Raw genomic sequence first — 26,712 nt, forward strand, 5'->3', positions numbered from 1 at the left:
CTTAAAGGCGCGGGCGATTTCTCACACGGCTGCATTCAGGTTCCCGCGCAGCTTCTGCAAAGATCCGCGGATTTCCGCCATTTCCTCGAGCGTGCAGCCGGCCGCCTGGCCGATGGCCGTCATGATCGTCGCCGCCTCGCTCTTCATCGAACGGCCCTTCGGCGTCAGCGAAACGATCACCTGCCGCTCGTCGCGTGCGTCCCGGGTGCGCTTGATCAGCCCGGTCTGCTCCAGCCGCTTGAGCAGCGGCGAGAGCGTGCCCAAATCGAGATCGAGCTGCTCGCCGATCGTCTTCACCGGAAGTTCGGCTTTTTCCCAGAGCACGAGCATCACCAGATATTGCGGATAGGTGAGGCCGACCTTGTCGAGGATCGGCTTGTAGGCGCGCGTGAAGGCATGCGCCGTCGCGTAGACCGCGAAACAGAGCTGTTTCTCCAGCCGTCTCTCCTCTTGCGGGATTTCCATCGTCTTTGCCATCTGCGCTTTCATGGTCCTGTTCCTTTGAGGTGCAATTCTCCTCTTTTCAGATTCCGAATGCAATTTGCGAAATTCACTTGCGTACAATTTAATTGTGCAATATATGAAATCCAGCCCCAACGCAAAAGGAGACTGACATGCCTATCCTCTATACGACCCAAGCTTCCGCTACCGGTGGCCGCGCAGGCCGCGCCGTTTCCGAAAACGGCGTTCTCGACGTGACGTTGACTGTTCCGAAGGAACTCGGCGGCGATGGCGCCACCGGCACCAATCCCGAACAGCTCTTCGCGGCCGGCTATTCCGCGTGCTTCCTCGGTGCCTTGAAATTTGTCGCGGGCCAGCAGAAGGTCAAGATTTCCGGAAGACACGACGGTTTCCGCCAAGGTCGGCATCGGCCCGCGTGAAGACGGAACGGGCTTCGGCATCGACGTGGCGCTCACCGTCAATATCCCCGGCCTGGATAAGGCCGAGGCTGAAAAGCTCGCCGCCGCCGCCCACATCGTCTGCCCCTACAGCCACGCCATGCGCACCTCGACCGAAGTTCCGGTCACGGTGGCCTGATGCGGCACCACCTTCTCCCGCCGGGGAGAAGGTGGCCCGAAGGGCCGGGATGAGGGAACGACACGGCAAATGTCGTCTTCGCTTTTGCCTAAGACGCTCCCTCATTGCGTCCTCATGGCCTCGGCTTCGCTCCGGCACTTCTCCCAGCTGGGGAGGAAACAAAGCGGCACCCTTTTCATCTGAAATATAATCGCTATATTATTTCCAAGGAAAGGATATGCCGATGACCTCGTTGCATCTTCAGGACAGCCGCCGGACATCCGAAGCCGCGGTGATCACCAAGGCGGCGGTCAATGCCGCGGACCGGCTTGGCATCAGCGCCCGCGTGCTTGCCGTCGTTCTCGGCGTGTCGGAAGCCACTATCTCGCGCATGAAGCGGCAGGATCATCTTCTGGAGCCTGGCAGCAAGTCCTTTGAGCTCGCTGTCCTGCTTGTCCGCCTCTTCCGCTCGCTGGATGCGATCGTCGGCGGCGACGAGGCGGTTGCCAGGCAATGGTTGCGCAATGCCAATACCGCGCTCGGTGCCGCACCGCTCGAAAAGATCGCCAGCATTTCCGGATTGACCGATGTCCTTGCCTATCTGGACGCCCGCCGCGCTCTCGTCTGAGGCGCGCGCGATATCCGGCAGTTTCTGGCGGCTGGTGGAGGCGCAGCATCATATCTCGACGCTGAAGCTTGTCGATACGCTGGAAGAGCAGGCGCTGCTCGAAACGCTGCTCGAGAAGAGCAAGCCGGCGCTGCCGCCCGAATGCGCCGGTCTCGACTATCTGCTCGCCACGCCCTTCCGCTACGGCGCCGTCTACCCGCATGGCTCTCGCTTTCGCAGGGCAGGGCGCACGCTCGGCGTTTTCTACGCTTCGGAAAAGGTGGAGACGGCGCTTGCCGAGATGGCCTTCTACCGCCTGCTCTTCTTCGCGGATTCTCCTGAGACGCCACTGCCTGCGAATGCGGCCGAATACACCGCCTTTGCGGCTCTCGTCGCGACGAAGGCCGCGCTCGATTTGACTTTGCCGCCTCTCAACCGCGATCGCCCGAAATGGACCGATCCCATGAATTGCGAACCCTGCCAGGCGCTTGCCGATACCGCCCGCGCGATCGGCGCCGAAGCGATCCTTTATGAATCCGTCCGCGATCCGCATCACGGCAAGAATATCGCGCTGCTGACGGCCAAGGCCTTCAGCGCCCGCGAACCGGCCGAGCGCCAGACATGGCGCATTCGCCTGTCGCCGGCAGGCGTTCAGGCGCTGTGCGAATTTCCGAAGATGCGGATCGGCTTTGCCAGGAGCGATTTCGGCAACGATCCACGCATCGCCCGTTGATCAGGCGAGCGCCTGCAGCTCGCTTCGCAGCCGCTCGGCGCTGCCGCCAGGCAAATTCCTTTCCAGCGCTGCATGCGTCCTTTCCCAGATTGGCAGCGCTGCGGAGAGCACCGCCTTGCCCTCCGGCGTCAGGCTGAGCAGCCGCCTCCGCTTATCTTTCGGATTTTGCGTTACATTTACCCAGCCACGGCGTTGCAGCGGTTTCAGCGCCGCCGTCAGCGTCGTCTGGTCCATGGCGAGGACATTGGCCACGGGGCCCATCGGCGGCGGCTCGGGCCGATTGAGGGACATCATCAGCGAGAACTGCCCGTTGGTGAGCCCGACCGGACGAAGCGCATCGTCGAAAAGCCGTGCGAGTGCTCGCGCGGCGCGCTGAACATGCAGGCACAGGCAGGTGTCCCGTACCAGCAGTGTCGTCGAAAAGGGTATTTCTATCGCGTTTGACATGCCCTATTTCTATTGATATCAATGTATTTAGTCAAGCGAATGAGAACGAATGCCGGTCTTGCCGGCGGCGCCGGAGGAGGGCGCTCGCGATGCAGAATCAAGTCGTTTCCCGTGAACAATGGCTGGAGGCCCGCCGGGCGCTGCTTTTGAAGGAGAAGGAAGCAACGCATCTCAGAGACAGGATCAATGCCGAGCGCCTGGCCATGCCCTGGGTCAAGGTCGACAAGGACTATGTCTTCGACACGCCGCAGGGAAAGAAGGGCCTATCCGATCTCTTCGATGGCCGCAGCCAGCTGATGATCTACCATTTCATGCTCGGTCCGGATTGGGAGGCCGGTTGCACCGGCTGCTCGTTCCTTTCCGATCACGTGGATGGCGCGCTGCCGCATCTCAACCATCACGACGTCACCTGGGTCGCGGTTTCGCGCGCGCCGCTCGCCAAGATCGACGCCTACAAGAAGCGCATGGGCTGGAAGTTCCCCTGGGTTTCGTCCTTCGGCAGCGATTTCAATTTCGACTACCACGTTTCCTTCAGCCCGGAAGATCTCGCCAAGGATAAGGTTTTCTACAATTTCACCGCGATTGAACCCGCCGAGGCCCATGATGAACTGCCGGGGCTGAGTTCCTTCTACAAGAACGAGCGGGGTGAAATCTTCCATACCTACTCTAGCTATGCCCGTGGGCCGGAGGAACTGATCGGCACGCTGATGATCCTCGACCGCGCGCCGAAGGGCCGCAACGAAGAAGGCACGATGGATTTCGTCAAGCGTCACGACGAATATGAGGGCGCTCGGCAGACGCAATCCCGTCACTGAAATCTGCGAACATCGCCAAGGGAGAAGGATGATGGAAACTGCAAAAGCGTTGGAGGAACACCGCTTCCTTGAGAGGCTGGTGGGCGTATGGGATGTCACGGCATCCGAAATGACCGGTGACCAGCAATGGACGGAGATCGTGCGCTCGCTGCACGGCATCTGGTTCGTTGCCGAAGGCAATGGCGAGATGCCGGGCGGCGGGGCTGCAACCACCATGCTCACCCTCGGCTACAATGCGGCCAAGGGCAAATATGTCGGCAGCTGGATCGGCTCGATGATGGATCACATGTGGGTCTACGAGGGTGATGTATCGACCGACGGCAAGGTGCTCAGCCTCTATACCCGTGGCCCCGATTTCCAGAACCAAGGCGCCGAGCAGGACTACCGCGAGCAGATCATCTTCGCCGATGACGATCACCGCACCTTCAACTCGGCGGCCAAGCAGCCGGACGGCAGCTGGAAGCAGTTTATGGAGGCGCATTACACGCGCAAGCCGTGATCTCGAACCAAACCCGATTCCATAGGCACGAAAAGGAAAAGATCATGGCTTCCGACACGCATGGAAAATTCATCTGGTGCGAACTGATGACGACGGATACCACGGCCGCCGCCGGCTTCTACAGCTCTGTCGTCGGCTGGACGACGAAAGAGATGCCGATGGAGGACCTTCCCTCCCCCTATACCATCTTCGAGGCGGACGGCCGCGGCGTCGCCGGCATGATGACCTTTCCGGCCGAGCTCGAAGGGCAGGGCATTCCGCCGAACTGGACAGGCTATGTCTGTGTCGACGATGTCGACCAATCCGCGAAGGATTTCGAGGCGAACGGCGGCCAGATCCGCCGCCCCCCCGAAGACATCCCGACCATCGGCCGCTTTGCCGTCGTCGCCGACCCGCACGGGGCCGTCCTCTGCATCATGACGCCGCTGCCGATGGAGGGCGATAGCGGCTGGGAGCCGGAAATGGGTACGCCCGGCCATATCGGCTGGCACGAACTGATGGCCGGCAACATGGAGGAAGCCTTCGCCTTCTACTCGAAGGTCTTCGGCTGGACCAAGGACCACGATTTCGACATGGGCGAGATGGGCGCTTATCGCATCTTCGCTGAACATGGAAAACAGATCGGCGGCATGATGAGCAAACCCGCCGGTGTGCCGATGTGCTATTGGGGCTATTACTTCAACGTGCCGGCGATCGACAGTGCCATCGAACGCGTCAATGCGGGCGGCGGCAAGGTAATCGTCGGTCCGATGGAAGTGCCCGGCGGCAGCTGGATCATCAATGCGACGGACCCGCAGGGCGCTTTCTTCTGCCTCGTCGCGCCGGGCCGCTGACCTCGCAGCAACATCCCGGATACGGGAAATCGAGATACGGAAAGTGATCGGCGGCGGCCCCTTGGAAGCGGGCCGCCCCCTTTTCATTTGAGCGGCAAAATCCGTCCCGCTAATCTCTTAATTTTATTCACATTTTATCGTTCCGGCCAAGAAAACGCCCCGCAAGGTTAACCCTTCCTGAACATTTTTGGGTGGATGCATAATCGGCTATATCTGCGTGGTTACGGGAGCCACATTTAACGTCGACGGCGATCTGATTTTCATTAACAGCAGTCTCAATGGCGCCCTGAATGCAGGTGGGGGTCACGACGTGGTGATCGGCTCCGGCAATGCCGAGACGGTAAACGGCGGCTCCGGTAATGACGCGCTGTATGGCATGGGCGGCGGCGACACGCTATATGGCGGCAATTCCACAGACTTCATTGACGGTGGAGACGGAAATGACAGTCTCTACGGCGAAAATGGAAATGATGTTCTCCTCGGCGGAGCCGGCAACGATATCCTCGTCGGCGGTGACGGTGACGACATTCTTGTCGGCGGCTCCGGTCTCAATACGATGACCGGCGGCGGCAGCAGCGACACCTTCGTCATCGATGCAGCCGCCTTGAAGGAAGTCAACCTCGCCGACCTCACCACGGACTTCAAGAATAGCCAGGGTGACACGCTTGACGTTTCCAACCTCCTCAACTCGCTCCTCGGTCACGAGGCGAGTGAGGCGGAGGCGCTTGCAAACGTCAAGGGCACGGTTGCCGGAGGCAATACGACGATCAGCGTCAATGACAACGGCACCTGGCACGATGTCGCGGTGCTTCAGAACTACGTGTCGACGGTGAAGACCATCTACGATGACGACCATCACTCGACCACGACGCCGATCGCTTGACCGGCTCACGTTTCGGTCTTGGAAGAGTTGAACCTGGAAAAGGCGCTTCGGCGCCTTTTCTGCCTTCTACCTCACGCTGCGGGCAGCCTGGCAATCACGATCGGCTCGCCATCCTCGGTCGCGCTCTCGAACGCCATCTCATCTGCAAGTTGCCGGATCCGGTTGAAATCCTCCGGCCCCTCGAAGAGGGCGCCGCCGAGCTTGATCTTGAGGTCAAGCGGCGCTTCCTCGGTCTCGAAGGCGGCCTGCGAGACGCGCCTGCGGATGCGGGCGCCGATGTCCTGGGCGTTTTCGGGGGTGGCGCCGGGCAGGAAGATGCCGAGCTCGTTGGAGGCGAGCCGGGCGACGAGGTCGCCGCTTCTGACCGAACTCTTGATGATGTCGGCCAGCGATAACATCACCGTGTCGGCCCATTGTGGGCCGTAGCGGCGGCTGATTGCATCGAGCGTCTCGATGACGACGGCGATCATGATGCCGCCGGTATCCGTCGCGATCTTCCGGCGGCGGTCGGAATAATTCTGCATCGCAGCGGCAAAGGCGGTGCCGTTGAGTGCATTCGTCACCGGATCATGCCGGGTGGCGTGGTTCATCTTGGCGCGCAGCGCCGCAAGCTCCGACTTTTGCAGCTGCAGCGCCAGGAGCAGCGGAAATGCAACAAGAAACGAAATTGGAGGGATGCTCACAAACCCTACCAAAAATGGTTTATTCGGGATTAGAAGGTTTAAACGATAAGTAAAAGACCGAGCGATCCTGCCATGCAGCATGATGCGCCGATCGCGGCGCGAAACAAGGCGGGTTTTACTGTGGCTGGGGAGTAACGGTTAATAAAAATCATGGGGTCGGAGCTCACTGGGGATGAGTGTCAAGCTAACCGTGAGCACAACAAGTACCGGTTAAAAAATCCTGTAAAATTGTTGCTTTAGGGGTGGAAACCTCAGGAGTTGACTGTCTTCGCAGGAAGGTGGCTAGGGCCTGTTGGAGTGTTGATAACTTAATGCTACTGACTTATATTTCCCGCTACTCACCGACGTATGAAACGAAAAAAGCGGCCGCATCATGCGACCGCTTTGAACGTCATGCGTTTTGGCCTGTCTCAGTGTGCTGCGCCTTCGCCCGGTGCGACCTTTTCCAGCGGCATGCGGGAGGCGACCTGCTTGTTGTTGCCGGCCCGCAGCCCGTGCAGATACCCCTTGCCGCCGGTGATGGAAAAAAGCGGCTGGTAGTCGGGCAGGCGGCTGTCGGGCAGCACCTGGTCGCGCATGTTGTCCAGGATGAAGTAGTTGCCATCGACGGCGACCGAAAGCACCGCATGGTAGAAGTGGCGTTTCTGGTCGAAGAGCACGACGATCGACATGTCCTTCATGTCGACGCCCTCGGCGCGAAGTGCTGCCATCTTCAGGATCGCCAAATCTTCGCAATCCCCCTGCTGGCGGGCCAGCGTCTCGGAAGGTGCTGCCCAGTGGTCCGTCGCCTGATAGATGTCCATGTCCCGGCGGTAGCGGATCGCGCGGTTGACCGCGACGTTCACCGCATCCAACTTGTCGCGGATTGAAGCTTGCCCGCTCTTGGCTATTGCCGACTCCGTCGCCATCGCGGCCAGCATCATCCGCGTGAAGGGCCCGGCGGGCCTTGGTTGCTGCGCCGAAGGCATTCTGAGGGGTTTCCACTCATCCCTTTGAAGAGCCCGAGGAATGAAGAGTGAAGTAACGGCACGCCGCCCCTTTGCCGGCACCTTTCTCTCCGAGGGGAAGGGATATGTTGCATCGTTTCCGCTCCCTTCTGCCCAGTTGGGGTCCGAAGGACGGGTCGAGACCGTTGGTTCGAGCCTGGCTGGTCAGCCCCTTGGCCATTCATCCCTACCAGCTGCCGACGCAAAGAACCCCTCGGGGCTCTCCATTTCCACCAGCCGCCGCTTCTCGATCAGCCAGAACCGGTTGCCGACCGCGCGCACGAAACTGCGGTCGTGCGAGACGAGCAGGCAGCTTGCCTGATGCGCCATCAGCTCGCCCTCCAGCGCTTCCTGCCCGTCGATGTCGAGATGGTTGGTGGGTTCGTCGAGCAGGTAGAAGTTCGGGTTGGTCGAGCCGCAGCACCAGCATGCCGAGCCGCGCCTTCTGCCCGCCGGAAAGCTGGCCGATGCGGTCGGCCCTGCATCTCGATCGACATGCCGGCGCCGGCCAGCAGTGCCGCGCGCCCGCTGGTCGCCGACGTCGAAGCGGCGGATGATCGTCGCCGATCGGCGTGTCGGTCGTCGCGCAGATCGGCAAGCGCCTGGTCGCCGTAGCCGAGCACCAGCGAAGGCGTGGCCTTGATGCCGTTCCCGCGCCGTCTCCGGGTTCGCGATCGCCTTGCGGAGCATCGACGATCAGCCGCGTCTTGCCGGCGCCGTTGTCGCCGAGCAGCACGATGCGGTCGCCCTGGCAGACGAACTGCCTGCCGGTCTTGAACAGCAGCGTGCCGTCCGGCGTCTCAACCGCCGCATCGTCCAGCGTCACCAGCACCTTGGCATGCGGTGCCGCGATTGGCAAGCCGGATGGCGCCGGCCGAACGCTCGCAGATGCGCCGGGTTGTGCCGCATCCTCGAGCTTCTCGGCGCGCTGCTTCAGCTGCTTGGTCTTGACGACCAGCAGGTCGCTGCCGGAATTGATGCCGATGTTGTTGAGCTTGGCCGCCTGCTTGCGCAATTGCTGCGCCGCCTTCATGTCGCGCTCGTAGCGGCGCGCGTCGGCGGCATCGACCTCGTCGAGCGCAGCGCGCGCCCGGCGAATAGGGCAAAGCGAAGATCGGCGATTGCTCCGGCCGCAGGAAGAGCGTGCGGTTGGTCGACGGCGTCGAGGAAGGCGCGGTCGTGGCTGGCCAGGATCACCGGCACGTCGCGCGGCAGCGCATTCAGCCAGTCCTCCAGCTGCGCGATCTTGCCGAGGTCGAGATGGTTGGTCGGCTCGTCGAGCATCAAGCACGTCGGGTTCGGTCGACCCAGACACGGGCCAGCATGCGCCAGCCGCTGCCAGCCGCCGCTCAGCTGCTTCAGACGGCCGCTCGCGCAACGCCTCCGGCACGTCGGCAGAGATCCAGCACGACATCGACGCGCCAGCTCTCGCTTTCGCGCCTGCTCGGCAGCAGCGCATCGAGCACGGCGTCGTAGAATGGCTTGTCGAACAGGGCAGGCGGCACATTCTGCTCGACATAGCCGACGCGTCAGCCCGCGCGCCCGGGTGATGTCGCCTTCGGTCGGCTCCAGCGCGCCGGCGATGCAGCGGAAGCAGCGTCGATTTCCCGCCGCCGTTGGCGGCGACGATGCCGATGCGGTCGCCGGCATTGACGACGAGGTTGAGCTTGGAAAACAGAGGGCTCGACCCAGGTCGATGCCGAGATTGCGGATATTGATGAGGGTCATGATCGTTCTCTGGTCTTGACCGCGCGATCATCCATCGAGGGCGTCCTCGGCCATCATCGATGCGATGCGTTCGAGCGGTGGAATAGAAATCGCAGACGCTCAAGCCAGAAAGCTCGGCGCTGCAGGCCACGAAGGGCAGACCAGAAGAGAGGTTTTGCGAGAAAGGTCTCTGGTCAGCCCTGCAAACGCATTTGCAGGGCGTTGACGGGGCCACGCTGGCGATGATACCGGAAATAGTATTGCATTGCGTGATCCTCCTTTTCTTTTTAAAGTGCACGCATGAAATACGCCGTGGGCCAGGCGCCTAGGGAATGCAACCAGAAGCGGTCGACACGGCCCTTGCCCTTGGTGGGCGAACTTGCGCGGACGGGCTGGCTGTTATAAGCGGCCCGACCGGGAAGTTCTTGATTAGGAGGACGGACCATGGCGGGCGATGACAACGAATACGTCTATGACGAAGTGACGGGCGAATGGCGTCCGGCTTCGGAATTCGCTGCGCCCGGAGGCGGCCGTCGAGGTCAGCGACGCTGCCGGAGATATTGTCGACGACGGCGATTCCGTAGCGCTTCATGAAGGATCTGAAGGTCAAGGGGGCCAATCAGACCCTGAAGCAGGGCACGGTCATAAGGTCGATCCGGTTGACGGACAACCCGGAAGAGATCGACTGCCGCCACGACGCCGTCGAGGGCCTTGTCCTGCGCACGGAATTCGTCCGCAAGCGTTGAGGATACGAATATTCGCCGAGCCACCTGCTATACCCCTTGGCATCCCATCTGCCCGGCAGGGCACAGGGGATAAGGACTGCGAATGACCTCACCCTTCAGCTTGCCTCCGCGACCTACCGCTTCAAACTCCCCGAATGCCGCGCGCCGGCGCCCGGCCGACCTGCGTCGCAACCGTCCGCGCCCACGCTTTTCATCGCCGCCTCGACGACCGTCTCCGCTGATAGCCGGACGAACGCCCGCGCGATTGGCCGCGGTTGGCTGTTCGTCGTCGCTGCCGCCGAAACCGGGCAGCGTCCAGCCAGAGGTCGTGCCGGCACTCGTCTGCTGCGCTTCGGCCTCTTCCTGCGCCCGCTTGGCGGCTTCCGCTTTCGGCAGCCTTCTTCGCGCGGGCTGTTGAGCATTTCGAAGGCAGAGTCGCGGTCGACATCCTCGCCATAGATCCGAAGATACCGGGCTTCGGTCCATGATCTGACGGCGTTCTGCTTCCGTCACCGGGCCGACGCGGCCGGATGGCGGGCGGATCAGCGTGCGCTCGACGATCGATGGCGCGCCCTTGGTCTCCAGCGTCGAAACCAGCGCCTCGCGCCGGTGCGCGAGATTGGTGATCACGGTGGCGCAATCGAAGGCCGGGTTGGGGCGGAGGGTGTCGGCGGCTGTCCTGACCGCCTTCTGCTCGCGTGGCGAATAGGCGCGAAGCGCATGCTGCACGCGGTTGCCGAGCTGGGCGAGGACCGTTTCCGGCACGTCGAGCGGGTTTTGCGTTGACAAAATACGACGCCGACGCCCTTGAGAACGGATCAGCCGCACGACCTGCTCGACGCGTTCGGTCAAGACGCGCGGCGCGTCGTCGAAGAGCAGATGCGCCTCGTCGAAGAAGAAGACGAGCTTCGGCTTGTCCGGGTAGCCGCCGACTTCGGGCAACTCTTCGAAAAGCTTGGGAAAGCAGCCAGAGCAGGAAGGTGGCGTAAAGCCTGGGGTTGATCATCAGCTTGTCGGCCGCAAGCACCGAAATCTGGCCATAACCGTTATTGCTGGTGCGCATGATATCGGTGACCTTCAGCGCCGGTTGACCAGAAGAAATGCTCGGCCCCCTGCTGTTCGAGAACGAGCAGCGCACGCTGGATCGAGCCGATGGACGCCTTGGAGATCAGGCCGAACTGGCTGGAAAGCTCGCTCGCATTCTCGCCCATGTAGTTCGGCGGCGAGGAGAAATCCTTGAGGTCGAGCAGCGGCAGGCCCGCCTGGTCGGCGATCTTGAAGGCGATATTGATGACGCCCTCTTCCTGTCGGGCCTGGAGGCATCCATGAGGCGGGCCAGAAGCAGGGGCCCCATTTCGGCGATCGTGGTGCGGACCCGGTGGCCCTTCTCGCCGAAGAGGTCCCAGAAGATCACCGGGAACTGGTCGAATTCGTAATCGGCAAAGCCGATCTGCTCGGCCCGCTTGGTGAGGAAATCCTTTGCCCCTTCGCCCTTGGCGGCAATGCCGGAAAGATCGCCCTTGATGTCGGCGGCGAAGAGCCGGGACTGCCAGCCTTGGAAAAACCTTCGGCCAGCACCTGCGGGCGCTACGGTCTTGCCGGTGCCGGTCGCGCCCGTCACCAGGCCATGGCGGTTGCCGAATTTCGAATCGGGATCTTCCGGCTTGTTGAAGGGCTGTCGTCCGCATCGGCCGGCCTGGCGCCTGATGGAGAATCTTTGCCTTCCTCGAGCATGAAGGCAGTTCTCCTTTCGGCCGATGCCCGCCGCTTGCGTTTGAAATGCGGGAGATCGCGATGAGCCGCGATTTACGTCTTGCGATCGTCCACCGGTCATAAGCAGGGACCGCGGATGCGGAGCGGCTGCTTGCATTGAAAGCGAATCCGGGGAAAATGCCGGCTCTCGGCGGCGCGGCTTGAGTTGCGGACGCGAAACTCGAATGACGTTGACGTCAACGTCAAATAACAGGAGGCTGACGATGAATGGAGTCGTGACCCAGATTGCCGATCGCGTGGGCGATCGCGCCCGAATCTGGCGGAGAAGGCGCTGGGCATGATGCTCGGCTTCCTGCAGCGTGAAGGGGATGACGCGGCGGTCGCCAAGATGATCAAGAAGCCATTCCGGCGGCGGCCGATCTCGTCGCCCAGTATAACGGCGAAGGTGCCAGCGGCGGCGGTCTGCTCGGCGGTTTGATGGGCGCGCTCGGCGGCGGCGGGATCATGGGCCTCGGCCAGCAGCTCATGAGCCAGGGCCTCGGCATGGGCGAAATCACCTCGCTCGCCAGGGAAACCATGCGCCCGTGCCAAGCAATATGCCGGCGAAGATGATCGACGAAGGTCGTCGCCTCGGTCCCGGGCTTGAGCCAGTTCATTTGATCCGGCCTTCATGCCGGAAACGAAAGAGCCCCGCTTCCATGTGAGGACGGGGTTTTTATTTGTGCTTCGCATGCAGCACGTCGAGCGCATGCCATCGCCGCCCGTCGCGTTCGATGAGGCCGTCGGCGCGGGCCAGGCCCCATGCTGCCGGGGGCGTAGGCGTCTGGCTCGCCGCCCTTCGCCCATAGGTCGAGGAAAGGCTGCACCGCCGCCCAGCCGGCTTGATGCCGTCGGCCCGCTGGAACAGCGTCTGGTCGCCGATCAGGAGGTCGTAGAGGAGGGATTCGTAGCCGGTCATCTTGGCGATGTCGAACTGGTCGGCATAGCGGAAGTCGAGCGAAACCGGCACGGTATCGACCGAAAGCCCTGGCGATTTGATGACGATATCTCCAGGCTCATGCCTTCGTCCGGCTGCACTTGTATGACCAGCCTGTTCGGCAGGCAGCCGGCGCGTGACGTCGGTCTCGCGGAACTGCGCGAAAGGCACGGGCTGGAATTCGACGACGATTTCCGTGTCGCGCGCTGTCATGCGCCTTGCCGGTCCGCAGATAGAAGGGCACGCCCGCCCAGCGCCAAGTGTCGGCATAAAGCTTCAGCGCCACGAAGAGTCTCGGTCCTGGCTGTCGAGCGACCACCTGCGGCATCTGCGTATAGGCCGGGGATTTCCGCCCCGTTCAGCGGGTCCCCGCCGGAATAGACGCCGCGAACGCCGTGTGTTCCGCCTCCTCGGGCGTAAAGACGCGCAGCGCCTTCAGCACCTTGCTCTTCTCGTTGCGGATCGCTTCGGCGTCGAAGCTGTTCGGCGGCTCCATGGCGATCATGGCGAGCAGCTGGAACAAATGGTTACGGCACCATGTCGCGCAGCGCGCCGGTCGTGTCGTAGAAGGTGCCGCGGCTGCCGACATCGACGGTTTCGGCCGCGGTGATCTGCACATGGTCGATATAGCGGCTGTTCCACAGCGATTTGATCATCATGTTCGCAAAGCGCGCCGTCAGCAGGTTCTGGACGGTCTCCTTGCCGAGGAAATGGTCGAGCCGGTAGATCTGGCTCTCGCCGACCTTGTTCGAGGATCTGCGCGTTCAGCGCACGCGCCGAAGCGAGGTCGGTTCCAAAGGGTTTTTCGATGGCGATGCGACGGAAGCTATTTTCGCTCTCGGCGGCAGCCCGTGAGCGGCGAGCTTCTCCACGATACCGCCGAAGAAGCGGGGCGGCACGGCGAGATAGAAGGCCGCATTGCCGCCCGGCGCCGAAGTGAGCCGTTTGGCGATCTCCAGATAGATATCATCGCCGGTGAAATCGCCGGAAATATAGCTAATCCGCTGCCGCAACCGCGCCCAGGCCGGATCCTTGACGAGCGGTTCGTCGTCGCCGAGGCCGGCCAGGAAATCGTCTAGCCGTTTGAGCAGCATCTCGTCGCCGCCGGGCTCGATGCCGATGCCGAGAATGTCGAGATCGTCGCCGACCATGGCGCCGCGGGTGAGATTGATGATCGCCGGAACGAGAAGCCGCCGGGTAAGGTCGCCGGTCGCCCCGAAGATGACCAGAGTGGTGGGCGGCGTTGGCTTGGCGTCTGGCATAGGGGTCGCTCTCCGTGATTGTCAGCGCCGGAATATAAGGCCGCCGGGCGCTACCGCAAGCGTGGCCTGTTGTCACCAGGTCTGCTACTTCTACCCTCATCAGGCCAGTTGATGGGCAACATTCCAAGCGCTCGATCTCAGGCAAGGTTGCGGCAAGCAAGGGCTTGCCCTCGACGCTGTCATTTATCCTTCCCTCATTGCTGTGCCTGTCACAGCAATCGAGCGCGCCCAGGTCTTTGGGCGCAGGAGACTCCCTTCAAGGCAAATGAGTCCTTCACGGCGCGAACGCGCAGTGGCTGGATCTCTGTGACAAGCACAAAGATGTGTGGTCGCTGCCTTGCCAACCCATCCCCCGGGCACGGCGCGGCGACTGCGTGGCACTCCATGAAACGTGTCGCGCTTAACCCTTCACCGCCACCATGAAACATCCGCGGGAAGCGGAGCAGCACCCGCCCGTCCGCCATCTTCGGATAGGCCGTCTCGACACGCGCGAGATAATCCGCGAGAAACGCCTCGCGATGCTCTTGGCCGGCAGCCGCGAGGTAGGGCATCAGGCCCGTTGCCTTCACCCATTCGACGATGGCCGCGGCATCCGCCATCGGGTGGTTGTAGATCGTGTGCCAGATATCCAGGCGCGCGGATTTGCTGATCAGGCGGCTGTAATAGGCCGACGGCTGGGAAAGGGGATTGCGGCGCACGCTCTTCTTTTCGAAGGCCGTCTTCCATGGTCCGGCATGGGCGCTTTCCTCCATCAGCAGATGCGGCGGCTCGCCGAGATTGTCCGGCATCTGCACGGCGAGCACGCCGCCCCTGGTAAGCCCGTCCATCAGCCGGTCGAAGATGTCGAGATGGTTGGGCAGCCATTGGAAGACGGCATTGGCGAAGAGCAGATCGGCAGGCTCATTCGGCTGCCAGGTGCGCACAGGTCAGCCCTCGGTCGAAGGTGGTGTCCGGAAGCCGTTTGCGCGCCGCCTCCAGCATGTTGAGGTCGCTGTCGAGGCCGGACACGCCATCCTTGCCGTAGCGGTCGATGATGAGTTCGGTCGAATTTCCCGGCCCGCAACCCGAGATCGATCGCCTTTCTGGCTTTTTCCAGTGGCACCTGCGCCAGGAGATCGCGCGCCGGGCGCGTCCGCTCATCCTCGAACTTCACATACTGGCTGGCAGACCAGGCCATGGGCACCTCCTGTCTTTCCCGTGTTCTGATACGGCAATGAGCCAAAGCGCGTCATGCTAGCAGCAATTCTCGGCCGCTTGTATGCGGCGTGTTGCAGCTGTCTTCGAATTGCCTGCACGAGCGGGCTGCATTATTGATGTCGTTCCTGGGTTGGGGAATTCATGAGAGCCGGTTTCGTCTTTGCCGCAGTCTGCCTATCGGTCGCCGCAATGTCCGCAAGGGCCGAGACGCCGGCCACTCCGCCGATTTTCCTTGTGGAAGACATGGGCAATGCGCGCGACCAGTATGTATCCAGCCATCTGGAGCCCTTTGCCGTCTACAGCGGTGCCGACCGTGCCCTCGATGAAGACGATATCGCCAGGCTCCGGCAGGTCGATGCCGCACGCCAAAGGGCCGCCGCCGCAATGCCGTTCTTCACCGGCGATCTCGATGCCGACGGGCGCATGACGCTCGACGAGTACAAGCTCGCCAACCTCTATGAAAGCCGCCACGAGGCCGAACTCGGCATGAAAGCGCGCTTTGCGAATTTCGATCGCAACGGCGACGGTATCGTGACGCTCGACGAAGCTCTGAAATCACCGCCGCTGCCTCGCATGCCGCTCGCTTACGGACTGAGCGATACGGAACGCATCGCCGCCCTGCTGGCGCTCGACCCCAACAAGGACGGCAAACTGACGCAGGATGAGTTCAAGGCGCTCCTCGTCTCCGCCTTCGCCTTCTACGACAAGAACGGCGACGGCGCTCTTTCGAAAGCCGAAAAGGCGGAGCGCGCCGCAACCGTCAGGCAATTTAGGGAAGAGCAGGAGAAGCGGGAGAAGCCGTAGAGGCAGACGGCTTCTTGCGGCCCGTCAGGCCGTTGCGGCCCGTTTGACAATCGCCGCTATATCCGGGACGACCGTCGCGAAACGGTCGGCGATCTCCGCCAGCGCCGTACGATGTACGGTCTCGGCCGGGATCCTGCAGCGGAGCGGATCCGGTAGATCGCGGCTCAAGGCGGCGGATGCGATGACGGTCGCCTTGATGCCGAGATCGAGTGCCGCACGCGCCGCAGCGCTGACGCCCCCGCGCATCCGCGCGGTATGGTATGGCTTGGCTGAGATATTCGCTGTGTCGAAGGACAGGCTCTAAGCCGATCTTATGCGCATGAGGCAGACGCTGGCGGATGCCTCGATCTCTCCGGGCCTGCGGTTGGTCATCCACAAGATCTCTCTATCAGAAGGAAACGTGATTGCTGACCAGCCGGCCATTGCGAAGATCATGGATCATAAGGGCTGGAGGATCGGTGACAGGCGGTTCATGTGTGGGGTCGAGCAGCAAAGGATTGGCGGGACAGATCGAGCCGCATATGTAGGCCGGAATGCCTGCGATCAGGCTCGACATCGGCCGATGGACGTGGCCGCTGCAGATTGCGATGGGGCGCCTTATGCCACTCGATAGCAGGTCGCCCAAGGCATCTGCACCCCTGCACATGACATCATCCAGAGGCGATATTCCAGTGTGGAAAACATGGTGATGCGTGAAGAGCAAGGGTATGCCCGATGGACCGCTCGCCAGCGTCTGCCGCAACCACGGAAGATGCTCCGTAACGTCACCGTGGGCATGTCCGTCGACGCATGTGTCAAGGCCGACGATCAAAGCGTCTCCATGGGGTTCGGCAAAATGCATTTTCTCGTCATCGCCCCAATGGCCGGCCTCGGGCATCGCCTCGCGCATGGCGGTGCGGTCGTCCACGTTGCCGGGGAGGATCAAAGTGCGGCACGCGAGGCTTTGCAACGCAGCAATGATCTGCCGGTAGCCCTCCCGCCAGCCGCCGTTGACAAGATCCCCGGACACCACGACGATAGCCGGCTGCATCGTGGCGAGCCAGGAAATTGCCCTCTTAAGCCGGGCAAGGCCGTCATTGCCGGGGCTGGCGTGGATATCGCTGATTTGGGCGATGAGCATGACGCCACCTCATTCAAAACCGCGTAATCACGCTGATCCCGGTTCCTTCCGCCCGGTCCATCGCCATCAGCGCCGGCACAGCCTCTTCCAGGCTGATTGTCCGGCCGATCAGTTTCTGCGGCGCGATCTTGCCGGCGGCAAGCAGGGAGAGCATGGCGTCGTAACGCCATGCCTGCATGCCGTGGCTGCCGTAGATTTCCAGCTCATGGCCGATCACCTGCGCCATCGGGACTTGCGGCGTTGCATATTCGCCGAGCATCAGGCCGATCTGCACATGGCGGCCGCGGCGGCGCAAGTTCTTGATCGAGTTGAAGCAGGTCACGGGATGGCCGAGCGCGTCGATCGAAACATGCGCGCCGCCCTTGGTGATCTCGCGCACGGCTTCCGCGACATCGGCAACCGCGGCCGCGTTAATCGTCGCCACTGCCCCGCATTCGCGCGCAAAGGCAAGCTTCTCCTCCGAAATGTCGATCGCGATCGGATTGGCGCCGAGCGCGCTGGCGATCATGATCGCCGAGAGGCCGACGCCGCCCGCGCCATGGATGGCGATCCACTCGCCGGGGCGGGTGCGTGCCTGGTCGGCAACGGCGCGGAAGGAGGTGGCGAAGCGGCAGCCGAGGCTCGCCGCCGTCGCATCGTCGATGCTGTCGGGCAGATGCACGAGATTGGTGTCGGCATAGTCGATCGCGACATATTCGGCGAACGAGCCCCAATGCGTGAAGCCGGGCTGGAACTGGTTCGGGCAGACCTGCTGATTGCCGGAGTGGCATTCGCTGCAATGGCCGCAGCCGGAAACGAACGGCACGGTCACCCGGTCGCCCGCCTTGAAGCGCACCACGCCCTTGCCTGTGGCGACGATCTTGCCTGCAAGCTCGTGTCCCGGCACATGCGGCAGGCGGATGTCCGGATCATGTCCCATCCAACCGTGCCAGTCGCTGCGGCAAAGGCCGGTCGCGCCGATGGCGATGACGACGCCGTCCTCGGTCGGCGTCGGGTCGGGCACCGTGCGGATGTCTGGGGTCTGCTCGAAGGCTTCGTAATACATGGCTTTCATCGGACGGCCTCCAGCTCTTTTGTTTGAGATTCCGCCGCCATGATGCCACGCGGGAGCCTGCGGTTCCAACACTCCGTTCGATCATTTTCGCTGATGGACCCATCGCTTCATGCGGGCGAACGCGCATGATTGTTGCGGTGGCATGGGCGGTTGCGGCATTTTTCTTGCGTCCCGCTTGAGCGGCCGAATTTCCGCTTGACCCTGCCTGCCGGGAAGGATTTTGCTTCTCGGGCTTTGGAAGGAGAAGATCATGCCCGTCGATACATCGCCCCGCACGACCACCTGGACCCATGTCGAGGGCGAGTGGGTTGCCGGCAACCCGCCGCTGATCGGCCCGACCTCGCATGCCATGTGGCTCGCGTCCATGGTCTTCGACGGTGCCCGCTGGTTTGATGGCATCGCGCCGGACCTCGACCTGCACTGCCAGCGTGTCAACCGCTCAGCCGTCAATATGGGGCTGAAGCCCATCAAGACGGCTGAGGAGATCGAGGCGCTCGCCTGGGAAGGCATCAAGAAGTTCGATGGCAAGACGCCGATCTATATCAAGCCGATGTATTGGGGCGAGCACGGTTCGCCGGGCAGCGTCGTCTCCGTCGATGCGGAATCGACCCGCTTTGCGCTCTGCCTTTTCGAAGCGCCGATGGGCGGCCATAGCGGTTCGTCGCTGACCGTTTCGCCCTTCCGCCGCCCGTCGCCGGAAACGGCGACGACAGATGCCAAGGCGGGCGGGCTCTACCCGAACAGCGGCCGCGCGATCGCCGAGGCGCGAAGCCGCGGCTTCGACAATGCCCTGATGCGGGACCTGAACGGCAATGTCGCCGAAACGGCATCCTCCAACATCTTCATGGTGAAGGACGGCGTGGTCTTCACGCCGATTGCCAACCGCACTTTCCTCGCCGGCATCACCCGCGCCCGCGTCATGGGGTTGCTGGACCAGGCAGGATTCGACGTGCGCGAGGTGACGCTCTCGGTCGAAGACTTCATGAGTGCCGATGAGATATTCACCAGCGGCAACTATTCAAAGATCGTCGGCGTCAACCGCCTCGACGGCCGCGATTTCGAAGACGGCCCGGTCACCCGCAAGGCGCTCGATCTCTACATGGATTGGGCCAACGGGCGCAGCCATAGCCAAAGCGGCGAGTAGCGATCCGCGCGCAGGCGAGTGCGAACCGGTTGCAGCCTCACGAGAAAGGTACGCGCGGATCCTGCACCAAGTAGAACTCGGTAACCGGCGTGACGTCAGTGATAAAAAAGCCAAACGCCGGTCGGTCGAGGGGATCAACGTGGCCGCTGGCGAAGCGCAGCCGGTCGAATTTCTCGAAGTGGTTCTCGAAACGGGCAAACCGGTTGGACGAAATGAGGTCCGGATTGGGGTTGGTCTGATCAAATGACAGACCGTCATAAAAGTCGCTCGGTTTGCCAAGAATCTCTTGAAGTTCGAATTCGAACTCGATCCAGGCCAATCCGCTCTTGTTGAGAGTGACAACGCGCAGGTGGAAGGCGCCCTCAGGAAACCCGTGATGTTGAATTGGCCTTGCGGCCCTAATCACCAGAGTGACGGGGCTGGCCGAGTTCAGTTCCTCGTTGATTTCGATTGGATCGGCTTTTGTACCTGAGCCTGTAACTGACAGGATGCGGAAGCCGCCAAGCTCATCGGAGAAGGAATAATCCCCACCATACCAACGTCCGTCGTCAGCCGGTCCGGCACTGATGAGTGACAGTGTCAGCAACGCAGCCAGGATTCGCAAGTGACGCGTCATCGTGAGTTCCTCTGGGAGCGCGGTCTATCCGTGCAGCGACCAGGTGACCGAAGTACCGGCGAGAGTTTTCCTCAGATGCTCGTTCGGCTCCACGCCCGCAGCATCCGCGGCATATTCCGGTTTCAGCCGGTCGAGGAAATACATCGTCATCTTACCCTTGTTTTTCACGTCAAGGGCACCTCGCGGGGTGCAGTCGAAATATGATTTTACGTGTTGGTAGGTGCTTTCGGAGATGTTCACCTGGTCTGCTTCGTCCGTGCTCTCCATACGAGCCGCGATATTCACCGCGTCGCCCCAGACGTCGTAGGCGAACTTCTTCCGGCCAACGACGCCGGACATCACACTGCCGGTATGCAGGCCGATGCGGAGGTGCCAGGGCCGCTGCCCGATCGCAGCCCAGCGCTGGTTCGACGCCACGACAAAGCGCCGAATCTCGAGAGCAGCAAGGCAGCTGCGGATCGCATGGTCCTTGCGGCCCTGTATCAGACCGCCGGCGCACATGTAGGAGTCACCGATGGTCTTGAGCTTTTCCAGTCCATGCCGCGCGACGATGTTATCGAACTCGGAGAAGTACATGTCGAGGTCATCGATCAACTCCCGAGGGGAGAGTTCAACGGCTGATTTGGTAAAGTCGACGAAGTCCGTAAAGAGGATCGTCGTGGAAGGGTGGTGGCGGGGCTCGACCGAGCCCTTCTCTGTCAATTCCGCAGCTACCTTGCGTGGCAGGATGTTGAGGAGCAGGCTGTCCGCGCGCTGCTTCTCAGCGGCCAGTTCCTGCTGCGAGCGCAGCACCTCGGCCATCCTCAGGCGCAGTTCGAGCTGGGCGATGGTCTGGCGCGCGAGGCGACGGATGCCTTCGGCAGCCTCGAAGGCGAGTTCGCGCGGGGTGAGGTCCAAGATGCAGAGCGTGCCCAGCGCATGGCCGCCTGAATCGATCAGCGGCATGCCTGCATAAAAGCGGAAGAAGGGTTCAGTCGCGATGAACTGCAGTGCCTTGAAGCGATCGTCGGCGTGGGTGTCGGGAACCACCAGCATGTCGCTGCGGCAGAGCGCATAGGCGCAGCAGACGCCGCTGCGGGGCACTTCTTCGATGCCGGGAGGAACGCCGTGACGGGATTTGAGCCATATCTTGGTGTCGCCGACGATGTTGACCATCGCGATCGGGGCACTGGCGATCAGGGCGGCGAGATCGGTGAGATCGTCGAATCCGGCTTCCGGGTCGGTGCCGTAAACATCATAGGCCCGTACCGCGGCCAAGCGTTCAGCCTCGTTGTCAGGTAGAGGGAAGTCCATGCCGGCGCCCTCCATTGTGCGAAGCCAAAAATGGCCCGCCCGTTCAGATCGGGGGCGCGGCTCCGCTCTTGTCGATCATCGGTCCGGTGTTGCTCTCGGGCCTTGCCGTGGCGAAGCAGCTCACGCCGCCCATCCCACACCTACTGCCACCCAAAACTTACTCTCGCTATCTCACTTAATCAATGCCGCCGGCCGCTATCCCGAGAAGCTGAGCGCCTTCGATCGCGATCAAGTTAGGTCGGACGCAACCATGCGCGTCTCGCCGCTTCCTGCAAGCGGGGCAAGCTCGACCCCACATTCGTTCCAAGTGTCGCTTCGCGCGGAGGCGGACGGTGCGATAGCGCCACCTATGGGCCGAGCCCAGCCGCTAGACTGCCTTTTGCCTTACCCGACCGTCATTTCAGGAACATTAGCTCACTGTCCTCGTTTGGCGTCTATCACCCCAAAATGAGGGACGTATCATGTCCGACAACCCGTTCGACACCAGCCGCGGCAATGGCGGCGAGACGCATCAGCATATTCCGGAAAAAGGCCCGCACGAGGGCCTCGACCATCTGACCACCAATCAGGGCATCCGCATTTCCGACAATCAGAACAGCCTGCGCTCCGGTGAACGCGGCCCGACTCTGCTCGAGGACTTCGTGCTGCGCGAGAAGATCTTCCATTTCGATCACGAGCGCATTCCGGAGCGGATCGTGCATGCCCGTGGTTCGGCAGCGCACGGCTATTTCGAGCTGACGGAAAGCCTTTCCGGCATCACCAAGGCCGATCTCTTCCAGCGCAAGGGCGAGAAGACGCCGGTCTTCGTGCGCTTCTCGACGGTCGCCGGCGGCGCCGGTTCGGTCGACACCCCGCGCGACGTGCGCGGCTTTGCGGTCAAGTTCTATACGAAGGAAGGCAATTGGGATCTGGTTGGCAACAACATCCCGGTCTTCTTCATTCAGGATGCCATCAAGTTTCCCGATCTCGTCCATGCGGTGAAGATGGAGGCGGACCGCGCCTATCCGCAGGCCGCCAGCGCCCATGACACTTTTTGGGACTGGGCATCCCTGATGCCCGAAAGCACCCACATGCTGATGTGGGCGATGTCCGACCGCGCCATCCCGCGCTCTTTCCGGATGATGCAAGGCTTCGGCGTCCATACGTTCCGCTTCGTGAACGCTGAGGGCAAATCGACCTTCGTGAAGTTTCACTGGAAGCCTAAGCTCGGCCTCCAATCGACCGTCTGGGACGAGGCGCTGAAGCTGCAGGCGGCCGACAACGATTTCCATCGCCGTGATCTTCACGAGGCGATCGAAGCCGGAAACTTCCCGGAATGGGAACTCGGCCTGCAGCTTTTCGACGAGAACTTTGCCAGCAAGCAACCTTACGACGTGCTCGATGCCACCAAAATCATTCCGGAAGAAGTGCTGCCGCTGAAAATCGTCGGCCGCCTCGTGCTGGACCGCAACCCGGACAATTTCTTTGCCGAAACCGAGCAGGTCGCCTATTGCCCCGCCAATATCGTGCCCGGCATCGATTTCACCAATGACCCGCTACTGCAGGGACGCCTCTTCAGCTATCTCGATACGCAGAAATCGCGCCTCGGCACCGCTAACTTCCACCAGCTGCCGATCAACGCGCCGAAATGCCCGGTCATGAACTTCCAGCGTGACGGGCAGATGCAGATGAACGTGCCGACGGGTCGGGCCAATTACGAGCCGAACAGCCTTGGCGCGCATGGCGAGGGAGGCGGGCCGCGCGAATGTCCCGTCACCGGCTTCCCGACATTCAGCTCCGCGTCCGGAAAAGAGGAGCAGGGCGACAAGCTGCGCATCCGCGCCGAGCTCTTTGCCGACCACTACAGCCAGGCGCGGCTGTTCTGGAAGTCGCAGACGCACTCCGAACAGGCCCATATCGCCTCTTCCTTCGTCTTCGAGCTTTCCAAGGTCAGCCTGAAGCAGGTGCCACCACGCATGGTCGGCAACCTGCTGAACGTCGATCCGGAGCTTGCCAAACGTGTCGCCGAAGGCCTCGGCATCGATCTGCCGGAGAAGAACCCGGCCGCCCGCGAGCCGATCGACATCGCCCCGTCGCCGGCGCTCTCGATCCAGAAAAACATGAAGCAGACGATCGAGGGCCGCAAGATCGGCATCCTGATCGCCGACGGCAGTGACGCTCACGCCCTGCAATCCCTGGTGAACGCGATCGAGGATGCGAATGCCACGGCTTTCGTCGTTGCTCCGAAGGTCGGGAAGGTGAGGCTCTCGGACGGCAGCACGATCAGGGCCGATGGCCAGCTCGCAGGTTCCCCGTCGCAGATATTCGATGCGGTCGCGGTTCTCCTGTCTGGAGAGGGCACCGGGATACTGCTGAAGGAAGGTGCCGCCGTGCAATGGGTGATGAATGCCTTCGTGCATCTGAAGGCGATCGGCCACACGCCGGAAGCCTTGCCCCTGCTTCACAGGGCCGGCGTCGAACCCGACGAAGGTGTCGTCGCGTTGGACGGCGCGTTCTTCGAGGCCGCCGCCAAGCGCTACTGGTACCGCGAGCCGAATGTGCGCATGCTGGCATAGATGTGTCGCGCCGCGGAGCGCTTCCTGCTGTGGACAGGTGACGGGACGCCACGTCAAATCACCTTCTCCCCCGGGGGAGAAGGTGCCCGAAGTGCGGATGAGCGGCCGCTCCCTCGAGCGTTACGGTAGGCGACGCACAAGCAGCCAATGGAGCTAGCTCGTTTTTTCCCTCGGCCGCACCATCCACGCATAGGCAGCGCCCACCAGCAGCAACACGCAGGTGCCGAGAAAGACCGCCCGCATGCCGATATGCCCGCCCACGAAGCCGCCGAGCACGGGGCCTGCGACCTGGCCGACATATTGCGTCGAGATGGAGTAGCCGAGTATGCTGCCTGCGGCACGGTCCGGCACGCCGTGGCGGATGACGGCGGTGATGCAGGGCAACAGCCCGCCGAGCGCAATTCCCATCAGGAAGCGCAGCGCAATCAGCTGCCACGAATTGGTGACGAAGGCCTGCGGGACCAGGAGCAGCGCCGCAACAGCAAGCGCACCCGCAATCACCGGCCAATGCCCGATCCTGTCGGCGAGCTTGCCGAGGCGCGACGCCGAAAGGATACTGCCGAGTGCTGTCGCGGACATGACGATTCCGGCGGTCATCGTTACGCGTCCCTGGTCTTCGACCAGTTGCGCCACGTAGACGGTTATGATCGGTTCGATCGACATGTTGGCGAGCATCAGAAGCAGGCCGGTCGCCAGCATCGCGACCACCGGACCCTTGTCCGGTATTGCGCGCCAGCCGCCGCCTGCCTTCGCCGCTTGTCTGCGGGCAGGGGACTTCTCCTCCTTGATCAGGAAGGTGGTCGCCAGGAACGCGAGGAAGATGACGCCGCCCGCCGCCAGGAACGTGCCGCGGATGCCGATGATGGGCGGCAGCGCCCCGCCGATCAGCGGCCCGACGAGATTGCCCGCCATGATGCCCGACGACAGCACGCCGAGCGCCCAGGCCGAGCGGTCCTTCGGCGTCTGCGTCGCGACTAGCACCATGGAACCCGAGGCGTAGCCGCCTGCAAGTCCGACGAAGAGCCGGAGCGCCACCAGCTGCCAGATGTTCTCCGCCATGCCCATCAGCGAGATTGCGATCGTCATGCCGAGGCTGGCGCGCACCAGCATCAGCTTTCGCCCGTAGATATCGCCGAGCCGGCCCCAGAGCGGCGCGACGAGCGCGGCGGCAAAGAAGGTCGCGCCATAGGCGATGCCCGACCACTGCACGATCGCGGCATGCTCGGTGACGCCGAGTTCGGCGACATAGAGCGGCAGGAAAGGGAGCAGCAGCGTCATTGCCACGATGGTGGTGAAGGAGCCGGTCAGCGAAATCGCGAGGTTTCGTTTCCAGTAGGCGGACCCGGCCGCCGCATCTGCCGCGTCCATCTTCGTCTCTGTCATGTCGGGATCTCTATGGGTACCGGTTCGGAAGAAGCGGAAACTTACGCCCCGCCGGCTCCGGTGCCAAGGACGGATCGGGCTTGGACCGTCCGGCAATTTGTGTTCTGCCCTATTTCTTGCTATAAACTGATTGCAATTTGCAATCGGATTTCAAAGGGAGAACGGCAATGACCGCAACGACCAGCGAAGACACCGTCCGGGGCCTTTACAAAGCCTATGTCGAGGGCCGTAAGGATATCGTCCGCGGCATGCTGAGCGAGGAGTTCACCTTCTCGAGCCCGCGTGACGATCATATCGACCGCAACGCCTATTTCGACCGCTGCTGGCCGGAACCGCCGATCTTTCGCGGCATGGAGATCGAATTCCTGGCGATCGACGGCGACGAGGCCGTCGTCCGCTACCGCGCCGAAAAAGCTGACGGCACCGCCTTCCGTAACATGGAGGCGCTGCGCTTCAAGGACGGCAAGCTTGCGTCGGTGGAGGTCTATTTCGGGCGTGAGGTTGCCTGACCGCATTTGCCTTGGTCAAGGTGGGCTGGGCAGTCGGCGGCCTCGCCCGTGTTGCACGACAGGCAACGCGGCGTAAACAGATCCCTCAGCGGCAATGTTTCTTCAGAGCTCCGGTGCCCGGGAGCGGGTTGTATCTGCGGTCGCAAGTTATGGCCGTTATAGTCAACACGGCCTGCCTGGTAGCGCCGCGTTGTCAGCCCGAGCCAGGCGCCAACCGAGCGCAAAGTTCGAAGGTTTTTCTAGCATTGATCGAGGCCTATTTCGGCAAACAGCGACCCATAGAATCTGAGGGCTCGCGCCAAAATCGGAAGTGCCGACCGGCGTGTAGTTGATCATGCGCCATTCGTCCTTAGAAAAACCGGATCGCCGACGTCGAGATGATGACGAGCGAGACGGCGATCATCAAGGGCATCACCGGCAGGCGCTTGACGAGCATCGCGCCGAGCGGCGCGGCGATCACGCCGCCAACGATGAGGCCGACAGCCGAACGCAGTTCCGACCAGCCGAGCGTCAGAACGAAGGTAACCGAGATGGTGAGCGTCACCGCGAATTCCGTAAGGCTGGTAGAGCCGATTACCTTCTTCGGATCGTGCCCGCGACTGACCAGCGTACTGGTGACGATCGGCCCCCAACCGCCGCCGCCGATCGCATCGAGCACGCCGCCGCATAGTCCGGCCGGCGGCACGATCCAGTCCTTGACGTCGCGCGGCCAGTGCGGCTGGAATGCCTTGAAGAGGATGACGAGGCCAATGGCGATCAGATAGGCCGAAACGAAGGGCTCGATCGCCTTGCCTTCGACATTGGCGAGGATATAGGCTCCGACCGCCCCGCCGATCATCCCTGCAGGCGCCAGACGCGCCACGAGTTTCCAGTCGACATTGCGGTGATAGACATGCGATGCGCCTGATGCTGCGGTCGTGAAGATCTCCGCCACATGTGTCATCGCGCTGGCATTGGCAACCGGCACGCCAAGCGCCAGCAGGCTCGTCGTCGAAAGCACCCCGAACGCCATGCCGAGCGCGCCATCGACGATTTGCGCGCAGAAACCGACCAGCACGAAAAAGAAGAAATCAAGCGTCATTGAACTCCCCGAACTGGCGGCTTCGCAAGGGAACACGCAAAAGGCGAGAAAGGTTCCGTTCGCAATGTCC

General features: G+C 62.2%; 26 protein-coding genes and 8 pseudogenes. 13 read left to right on the top strand and 21 right to left on the bottom strand.

What is annotated here, in order from left to right; genetic code table 11:
* Nucleotides 1–21: 21 nt before the first annotated feature.
* The gene (locus tag ACW4PC_RS20040; RefSeq protein ID WP_455874925.1) at nucleotides 22–489 is read right to left on the bottom strand and encodes a MarR family winged helix-turn-helix transcriptional regulator; all 468 of its coding nucleotides are present in this window, start codon (nucleotides 487–489) and stop codon (nucleotides 22–24) included.
* Nucleotides 490–614: 125 nt separating this feature from the next.
* On the opposite strand from ACW4PC_RS20040, the pseudogene ACW4PC_RS20045 reads away from it, so the two are divergent.
* From ACW4PC_RS20045 to ACW4PC_RS20055, 3 genes and pseudogenes are all read left to right on the top strand, one after another.
* Nucleotides 615–1,038, top strand: a pseudogene (locus ACW4PC_RS20045) (organic hydroperoxide resistance protein).
* A 223-nt stretch (nucleotides 1,039–1,261) separates the two neighbouring features.
* Complete coding sequence (locus tag ACW4PC_RS20050; RefSeq protein WP_455874926.1) at nucleotides 1,262–1,645, top strand: antitoxin Xre/MbcA/ParS toxin-binding domain-containing protein; 384 nt, start codon at nucleotides 1,262–1,264, stop codon at nucleotides 1,643–1,645.
* Nucleotides 1,605–2,357, top strand: coding sequence for an RES family NAD+ phosphorylase (locus tag ACW4PC_RS20055; protein WP_455874927.1), 753 nt, complete (start codon nucleotides 1,605–1,607; stop codon nucleotides 2,355–2,357). The genes ACW4PC_RS20050 and ACW4PC_RS20055 overlap by 41 nt, the downstream gene beginning before the upstream one ends.
* Here the strand turns inward: ACW4PC_RS20055 and ACW4PC_RS20060 are convergent, their stop codons facing one another.
* Nucleotides 2,358–2,804, bottom strand: a complete 447-nt coding sequence (locus tag ACW4PC_RS20060) for a MarR family winged helix-turn-helix transcriptional regulator (RefSeq protein WP_455874928.1) — start codon at nucleotides 2,802–2,804, stop codon at nucleotides 2,358–2,360. It lies immediately after the preceding gene.
* Between the two features lie 89 nt (nucleotides 2,805–2,893).
* Between ACW4PC_RS20060 and ACW4PC_RS20065 the strand changes: the two genes are divergently transcribed.
* From ACW4PC_RS20065 to ACW4PC_RS20080, 4 genes are all read left to right on the top strand, one after another.
* Entirely contained in the window at nucleotides 2,894–3,619 is a 726-nt protein-coding gene (locus ACW4PC_RS20065; RefSeq protein WP_455874929.1) for a DUF899 domain-containing protein, read from the top strand.
* Between the two features lie 31 nt (nucleotides 3,620–3,650).
* Nucleotides 3,651–4,118: a DUF1579 domain-containing protein gene (locus ACW4PC_RS20070; protein WP_455874930.1), complete on the top strand. Its 468-nt coding sequence runs from the start codon at nucleotides 3,651–3,653 to the stop codon at nucleotides 4,116–4,118.
* Between the two features lie 44 nt (nucleotides 4,119–4,162).
* Entirely contained in the window at nucleotides 4,163–4,951 is a 789-nt protein-coding gene (locus tag ACW4PC_RS20075; protein ID WP_455874931.1) for a VOC family protein, read from the top strand.
* Nucleotides 4,952–5,168: 217 nt separating this feature from the next.
* A complete protein-coding gene (locus ACW4PC_RS20080; RefSeq protein ID WP_455874932.1) occupies nucleotides 5,169–5,834 on the top strand; it encodes a calcium-binding protein in 666 nt (221 codons plus the stop codon).
* Between the two features lie 71 nt (nucleotides 5,835–5,905).
* Here ACW4PC_RS20080 and ACW4PC_RS20085 read toward each other — a convergent pair whose 3' ends face one another.
* The 3 genes and pseudogenes from ACW4PC_RS20085 to ACW4PC_RS20095 all read right to left on the bottom strand — a co-directional run bounded on the left by ACW4PC_RS20085 (nucleotide 5,906) and on the right by ACW4PC_RS20095 (nucleotide 9,231).
* Nucleotides 5,906–6,517 (bottom strand): GGDEF domain-containing protein, encoded by a 612-nt coding sequence (locus ACW4PC_RS20085; RefSeq protein ID WP_455874933.1) that lies wholly within the window; start codon nucleotides 6,515–6,517, stop codon nucleotides 5,906–5,908.
* 410 nt (nucleotides 6,518–6,927) lie between these two features.
* Nucleotides 6,928–7,425: a transglutaminase-like cysteine peptidase gene (locus ACW4PC_RS20090; protein WP_455874934.1), complete on the bottom strand. Its 498-nt coding sequence runs from the start codon at nucleotides 7,423–7,425 to the stop codon at nucleotides 6,928–6,930.
* A 243-nt stretch (nucleotides 7,426–7,668) separates the two neighbouring features.
* Nucleotides 7,669–9,231: pseudogene (locus ACW4PC_RS20095) on the bottom strand (ABC-F family ATP-binding cassette domain-containing protein).
* A gap of 423 nt (nucleotides 9,232–9,654) precedes the next feature.
* On the opposite strand from ACW4PC_RS20095, the pseudogene ACW4PC_RS20100 reads away from it, so the two are divergent.
* A pseudogene (locus tag ACW4PC_RS20100) lies at nucleotides 9,655–9,956 on the top strand (alkylphosphonate utilization protein).
* 27 nt (nucleotides 9,957–9,983) lie between these two features.
* On the opposite strand, the gene ACW4PC_RS20105 reads toward ACW4PC_RS20100, so the two are convergent.
* From ACW4PC_RS20105 to ACW4PC_RS20120, 4 genes and pseudogenes are all read right to left on the bottom strand, one after another.
* Nucleotides 9,984–10,877 carry a helicase HerA-like domain-containing protein gene (locus ACW4PC_RS20105; protein ID WP_455874935.1) on the bottom strand — a complete coding sequence of 298 codons (894 nt, stop codon included), beginning with the start codon at nucleotides 10,875–10,877 and terminating at the stop codon, nucleotides 9,984–9,986.
* 61 nt (nucleotides 10,878–10,938) lie between these two features.
* Nucleotides 10,939–10,998 (bottom strand): annotated as a pseudogene (locus ACW4PC_RS20110) (hypothetical protein); the annotation flags it as partial.
* A complete protein-coding gene (locus tag ACW4PC_RS20115; RefSeq protein WP_455875074.1) occupies nucleotides 10,982–11,209 on the bottom strand; it encodes a helicase HerA-like domain-containing protein in 228 nt (75 codons plus the stop codon). The gene ACW4PC_RS20115 and the pseudogene ACW4PC_RS20110, both read right to left, overlap by 17 nt.
* Entirely contained in the window at nucleotides 11,104–11,556 is a 453-nt protein-coding gene (locus tag ACW4PC_RS20120) for a helicase HerA-like domain-containing protein (protein ID WP_455874936.1), read from the bottom strand. Before ACW4PC_RS20120 ends, ACW4PC_RS20115 begins: the two co-directional genes overlap by 106 nt.
* Nucleotides 11,557–11,911: 355 nt before the next feature.
* Here ACW4PC_RS20120 and ACW4PC_RS20125 point away from each other — a divergent pair.
* Nucleotides 11,912–12,308, top strand: a pseudogene (locus ACW4PC_RS20125) (hypothetical protein).
* 55 nt (nucleotides 12,309–12,363) lie between these two features.
* Here the strand turns inward: ACW4PC_RS20125 and ACW4PC_RS20130 are convergent.
* The 5 genes and pseudogenes from ACW4PC_RS20130 to tam all read right to left on the bottom strand — a co-directional run bounded on the left by ACW4PC_RS20130 (nucleotide 12,364) and on the right by tam (nucleotide 15,063).
* Nucleotides 12,364–12,837, bottom strand: coding sequence for a hypothetical protein (locus ACW4PC_RS20130; RefSeq protein WP_455874937.1), 474 nt, complete (start codon nucleotides 12,835–12,837; stop codon nucleotides 12,364–12,366).
* 58 nt (nucleotides 12,838–12,895) lie between these two features.
* A pseudogene (locus ACW4PC_RS20135) lies at nucleotides 12,896–13,213 on the bottom strand (hypothetical protein); the annotation flags it as partial.
* A complete protein-coding gene (locus tag ACW4PC_RS20140) occupies nucleotides 13,152–13,283 on the bottom strand; it encodes a hypothetical protein (RefSeq protein ID WP_455874938.1) in 132 nt (43 codons plus the stop codon). The pseudogene ACW4PC_RS20135 and the gene ACW4PC_RS20140, both read right to left, overlap by 62 nt.
* 240 nt (nucleotides 13,284–13,523) lie before the next feature.
* A pseudogene (locus ACW4PC_RS20145) lies at nucleotides 13,524–13,886 on the bottom strand (glucose-6-phosphate dehydrogenase); the annotation flags it as partial.
* 400 nt (nucleotides 13,887–14,286) lie between these two features.
* Nucleotides 14,287–15,063, bottom strand: a pseudogene (gene tam, locus ACW4PC_RS20150) (trans-aconitate 2-methyltransferase).
* A 161-nt stretch (nucleotides 15,064–15,224) separates the two neighbouring features.
* Between tam and ACW4PC_RS20155 the strand changes: the two are divergent.
* Nucleotides 15,225–15,887 (top strand): EF-hand domain-containing protein, encoded by a 663-nt coding sequence (locus tag ACW4PC_RS20155; RefSeq protein WP_455874939.1) that lies wholly within the window; start codon nucleotides 15,225–15,227, stop codon nucleotides 15,885–15,887.
* A 24-nt stretch (nucleotides 15,888–15,911) separates the two neighbouring features.
* Here the strand turns inward: ACW4PC_RS20155 and ACW4PC_RS20160 are convergent, their stop codons facing one another.
* The 3 genes from ACW4PC_RS20160 to ACW4PC_RS20170 all read right to left on the bottom strand — a co-directional run bounded on the left by ACW4PC_RS20160 (nucleotide 15,912) and on the right by ACW4PC_RS20170 (nucleotide 18,061).
* Nucleotides 15,912–16,133 (bottom strand): hypothetical protein, encoded by a 222-nt coding sequence (locus tag ACW4PC_RS20160; RefSeq protein WP_455874940.1) that lies wholly within the window; start codon nucleotides 16,131–16,133, stop codon nucleotides 15,912–15,914.
* Nucleotides 16,134–16,275: 142 nt separating this feature from the next.
* Nucleotides 16,276–17,007, bottom strand: coding sequence for a phosphodiesterase (locus tag ACW4PC_RS20165; RefSeq protein WP_455874941.1), 732 nt, complete (start codon nucleotides 17,005–17,007; stop codon nucleotides 16,276–16,278).
* Between the two features lie 13 nt (nucleotides 17,008–17,020).
* Nucleotides 17,021–18,061, bottom strand: coding sequence for a zinc-dependent alcohol dehydrogenase family protein (locus ACW4PC_RS20170; protein ID WP_455874942.1), 1,041 nt, complete (start codon nucleotides 18,059–18,061; stop codon nucleotides 17,021–17,023).
* A 250-nt stretch (nucleotides 18,062–18,311) separates the two neighbouring features.
* On the opposite strand from ACW4PC_RS20170, the gene ACW4PC_RS20175 reads away from it, so the two are divergent.
* On the top strand, nucleotides 18,312–19,205 hold the full coding sequence (locus ACW4PC_RS20175) for a branched-chain amino acid aminotransferase (protein WP_455874943.1): 894 nt from the start codon (nucleotides 18,312–18,314) through the stop codon (nucleotides 19,203–19,205).
* A gap of 37 nt (nucleotides 19,206–19,242) precedes the next feature.
* Here the strand turns inward: ACW4PC_RS20175 and ACW4PC_RS20180 are convergent, their stop codons facing one another.
* On the bottom strand, nucleotides 19,243–19,821 hold the full coding sequence (locus ACW4PC_RS20180; protein ID WP_455874944.1) for a hypothetical protein: 579 nt from the start codon (nucleotides 19,819–19,821) through the stop codon (nucleotides 19,243–19,245).
* A gap of 24 nt (nucleotides 19,822–19,845) precedes the next feature.
* Complete coding sequence (locus ACW4PC_RS20185) at nucleotides 19,846–21,129, bottom strand: adenylate/guanylate cyclase domain-containing protein (protein ID WP_455874945.1); 1,284 nt, start codon at nucleotides 21,127–21,129, stop codon at nucleotides 19,846–19,848.
* 446 nt (nucleotides 21,130–21,575) lie between these two features.
* Here ACW4PC_RS20185 and ACW4PC_RS20190 point away from each other — a divergent pair, with 446 nt between their 5' ends.
* On the top strand, nucleotides 21,576–23,669 hold the full coding sequence (locus tag ACW4PC_RS20190; protein WP_455874946.1) for a catalase: 2,094 nt from the start codon (nucleotides 21,576–21,578) through the stop codon (nucleotides 23,667–23,669).
* Between the two features lie 153 nt (nucleotides 23,670–23,822).
* Here ACW4PC_RS20190 and ACW4PC_RS20195 read toward each other — a convergent pair whose 3' ends face one another.
* Nucleotides 23,823–25,052, bottom strand: a complete 1,230-nt coding sequence (locus ACW4PC_RS20195) for a multidrug efflux MFS transporter (RefSeq protein WP_455874947.1) — start codon at nucleotides 25,050–25,052, stop codon at nucleotides 23,823–23,825.
* Nucleotides 25,053–25,219: 167 nt separating this feature from the next.
* Between ACW4PC_RS20195 and ACW4PC_RS20200 the strand changes: the two genes are divergently transcribed.
* Nucleotides 25,220–25,561, top strand: coding sequence for a nuclear transport factor 2 family protein (locus ACW4PC_RS20200; protein ID WP_455874948.1), 342 nt, complete (start codon nucleotides 25,220–25,222; stop codon nucleotides 25,559–25,561).
* A gap of 349 nt (nucleotides 25,562–25,910) precedes the next feature.
* Here ACW4PC_RS20200 and ACW4PC_RS20205 read toward each other — a convergent pair whose 3' ends face one another.
* A complete protein-coding gene (locus ACW4PC_RS20205) occupies nucleotides 25,911–26,642 on the bottom strand; it encodes a sulfite exporter TauE/SafE family protein (RefSeq protein ID WP_455874949.1) in 732 nt (243 codons plus the stop codon).
* Nucleotides 26,643–26,712 lie beyond the last annotated feature (70 nt).

This window comes from Rhizobium yanglingense, from assembly GCF_977109285.1.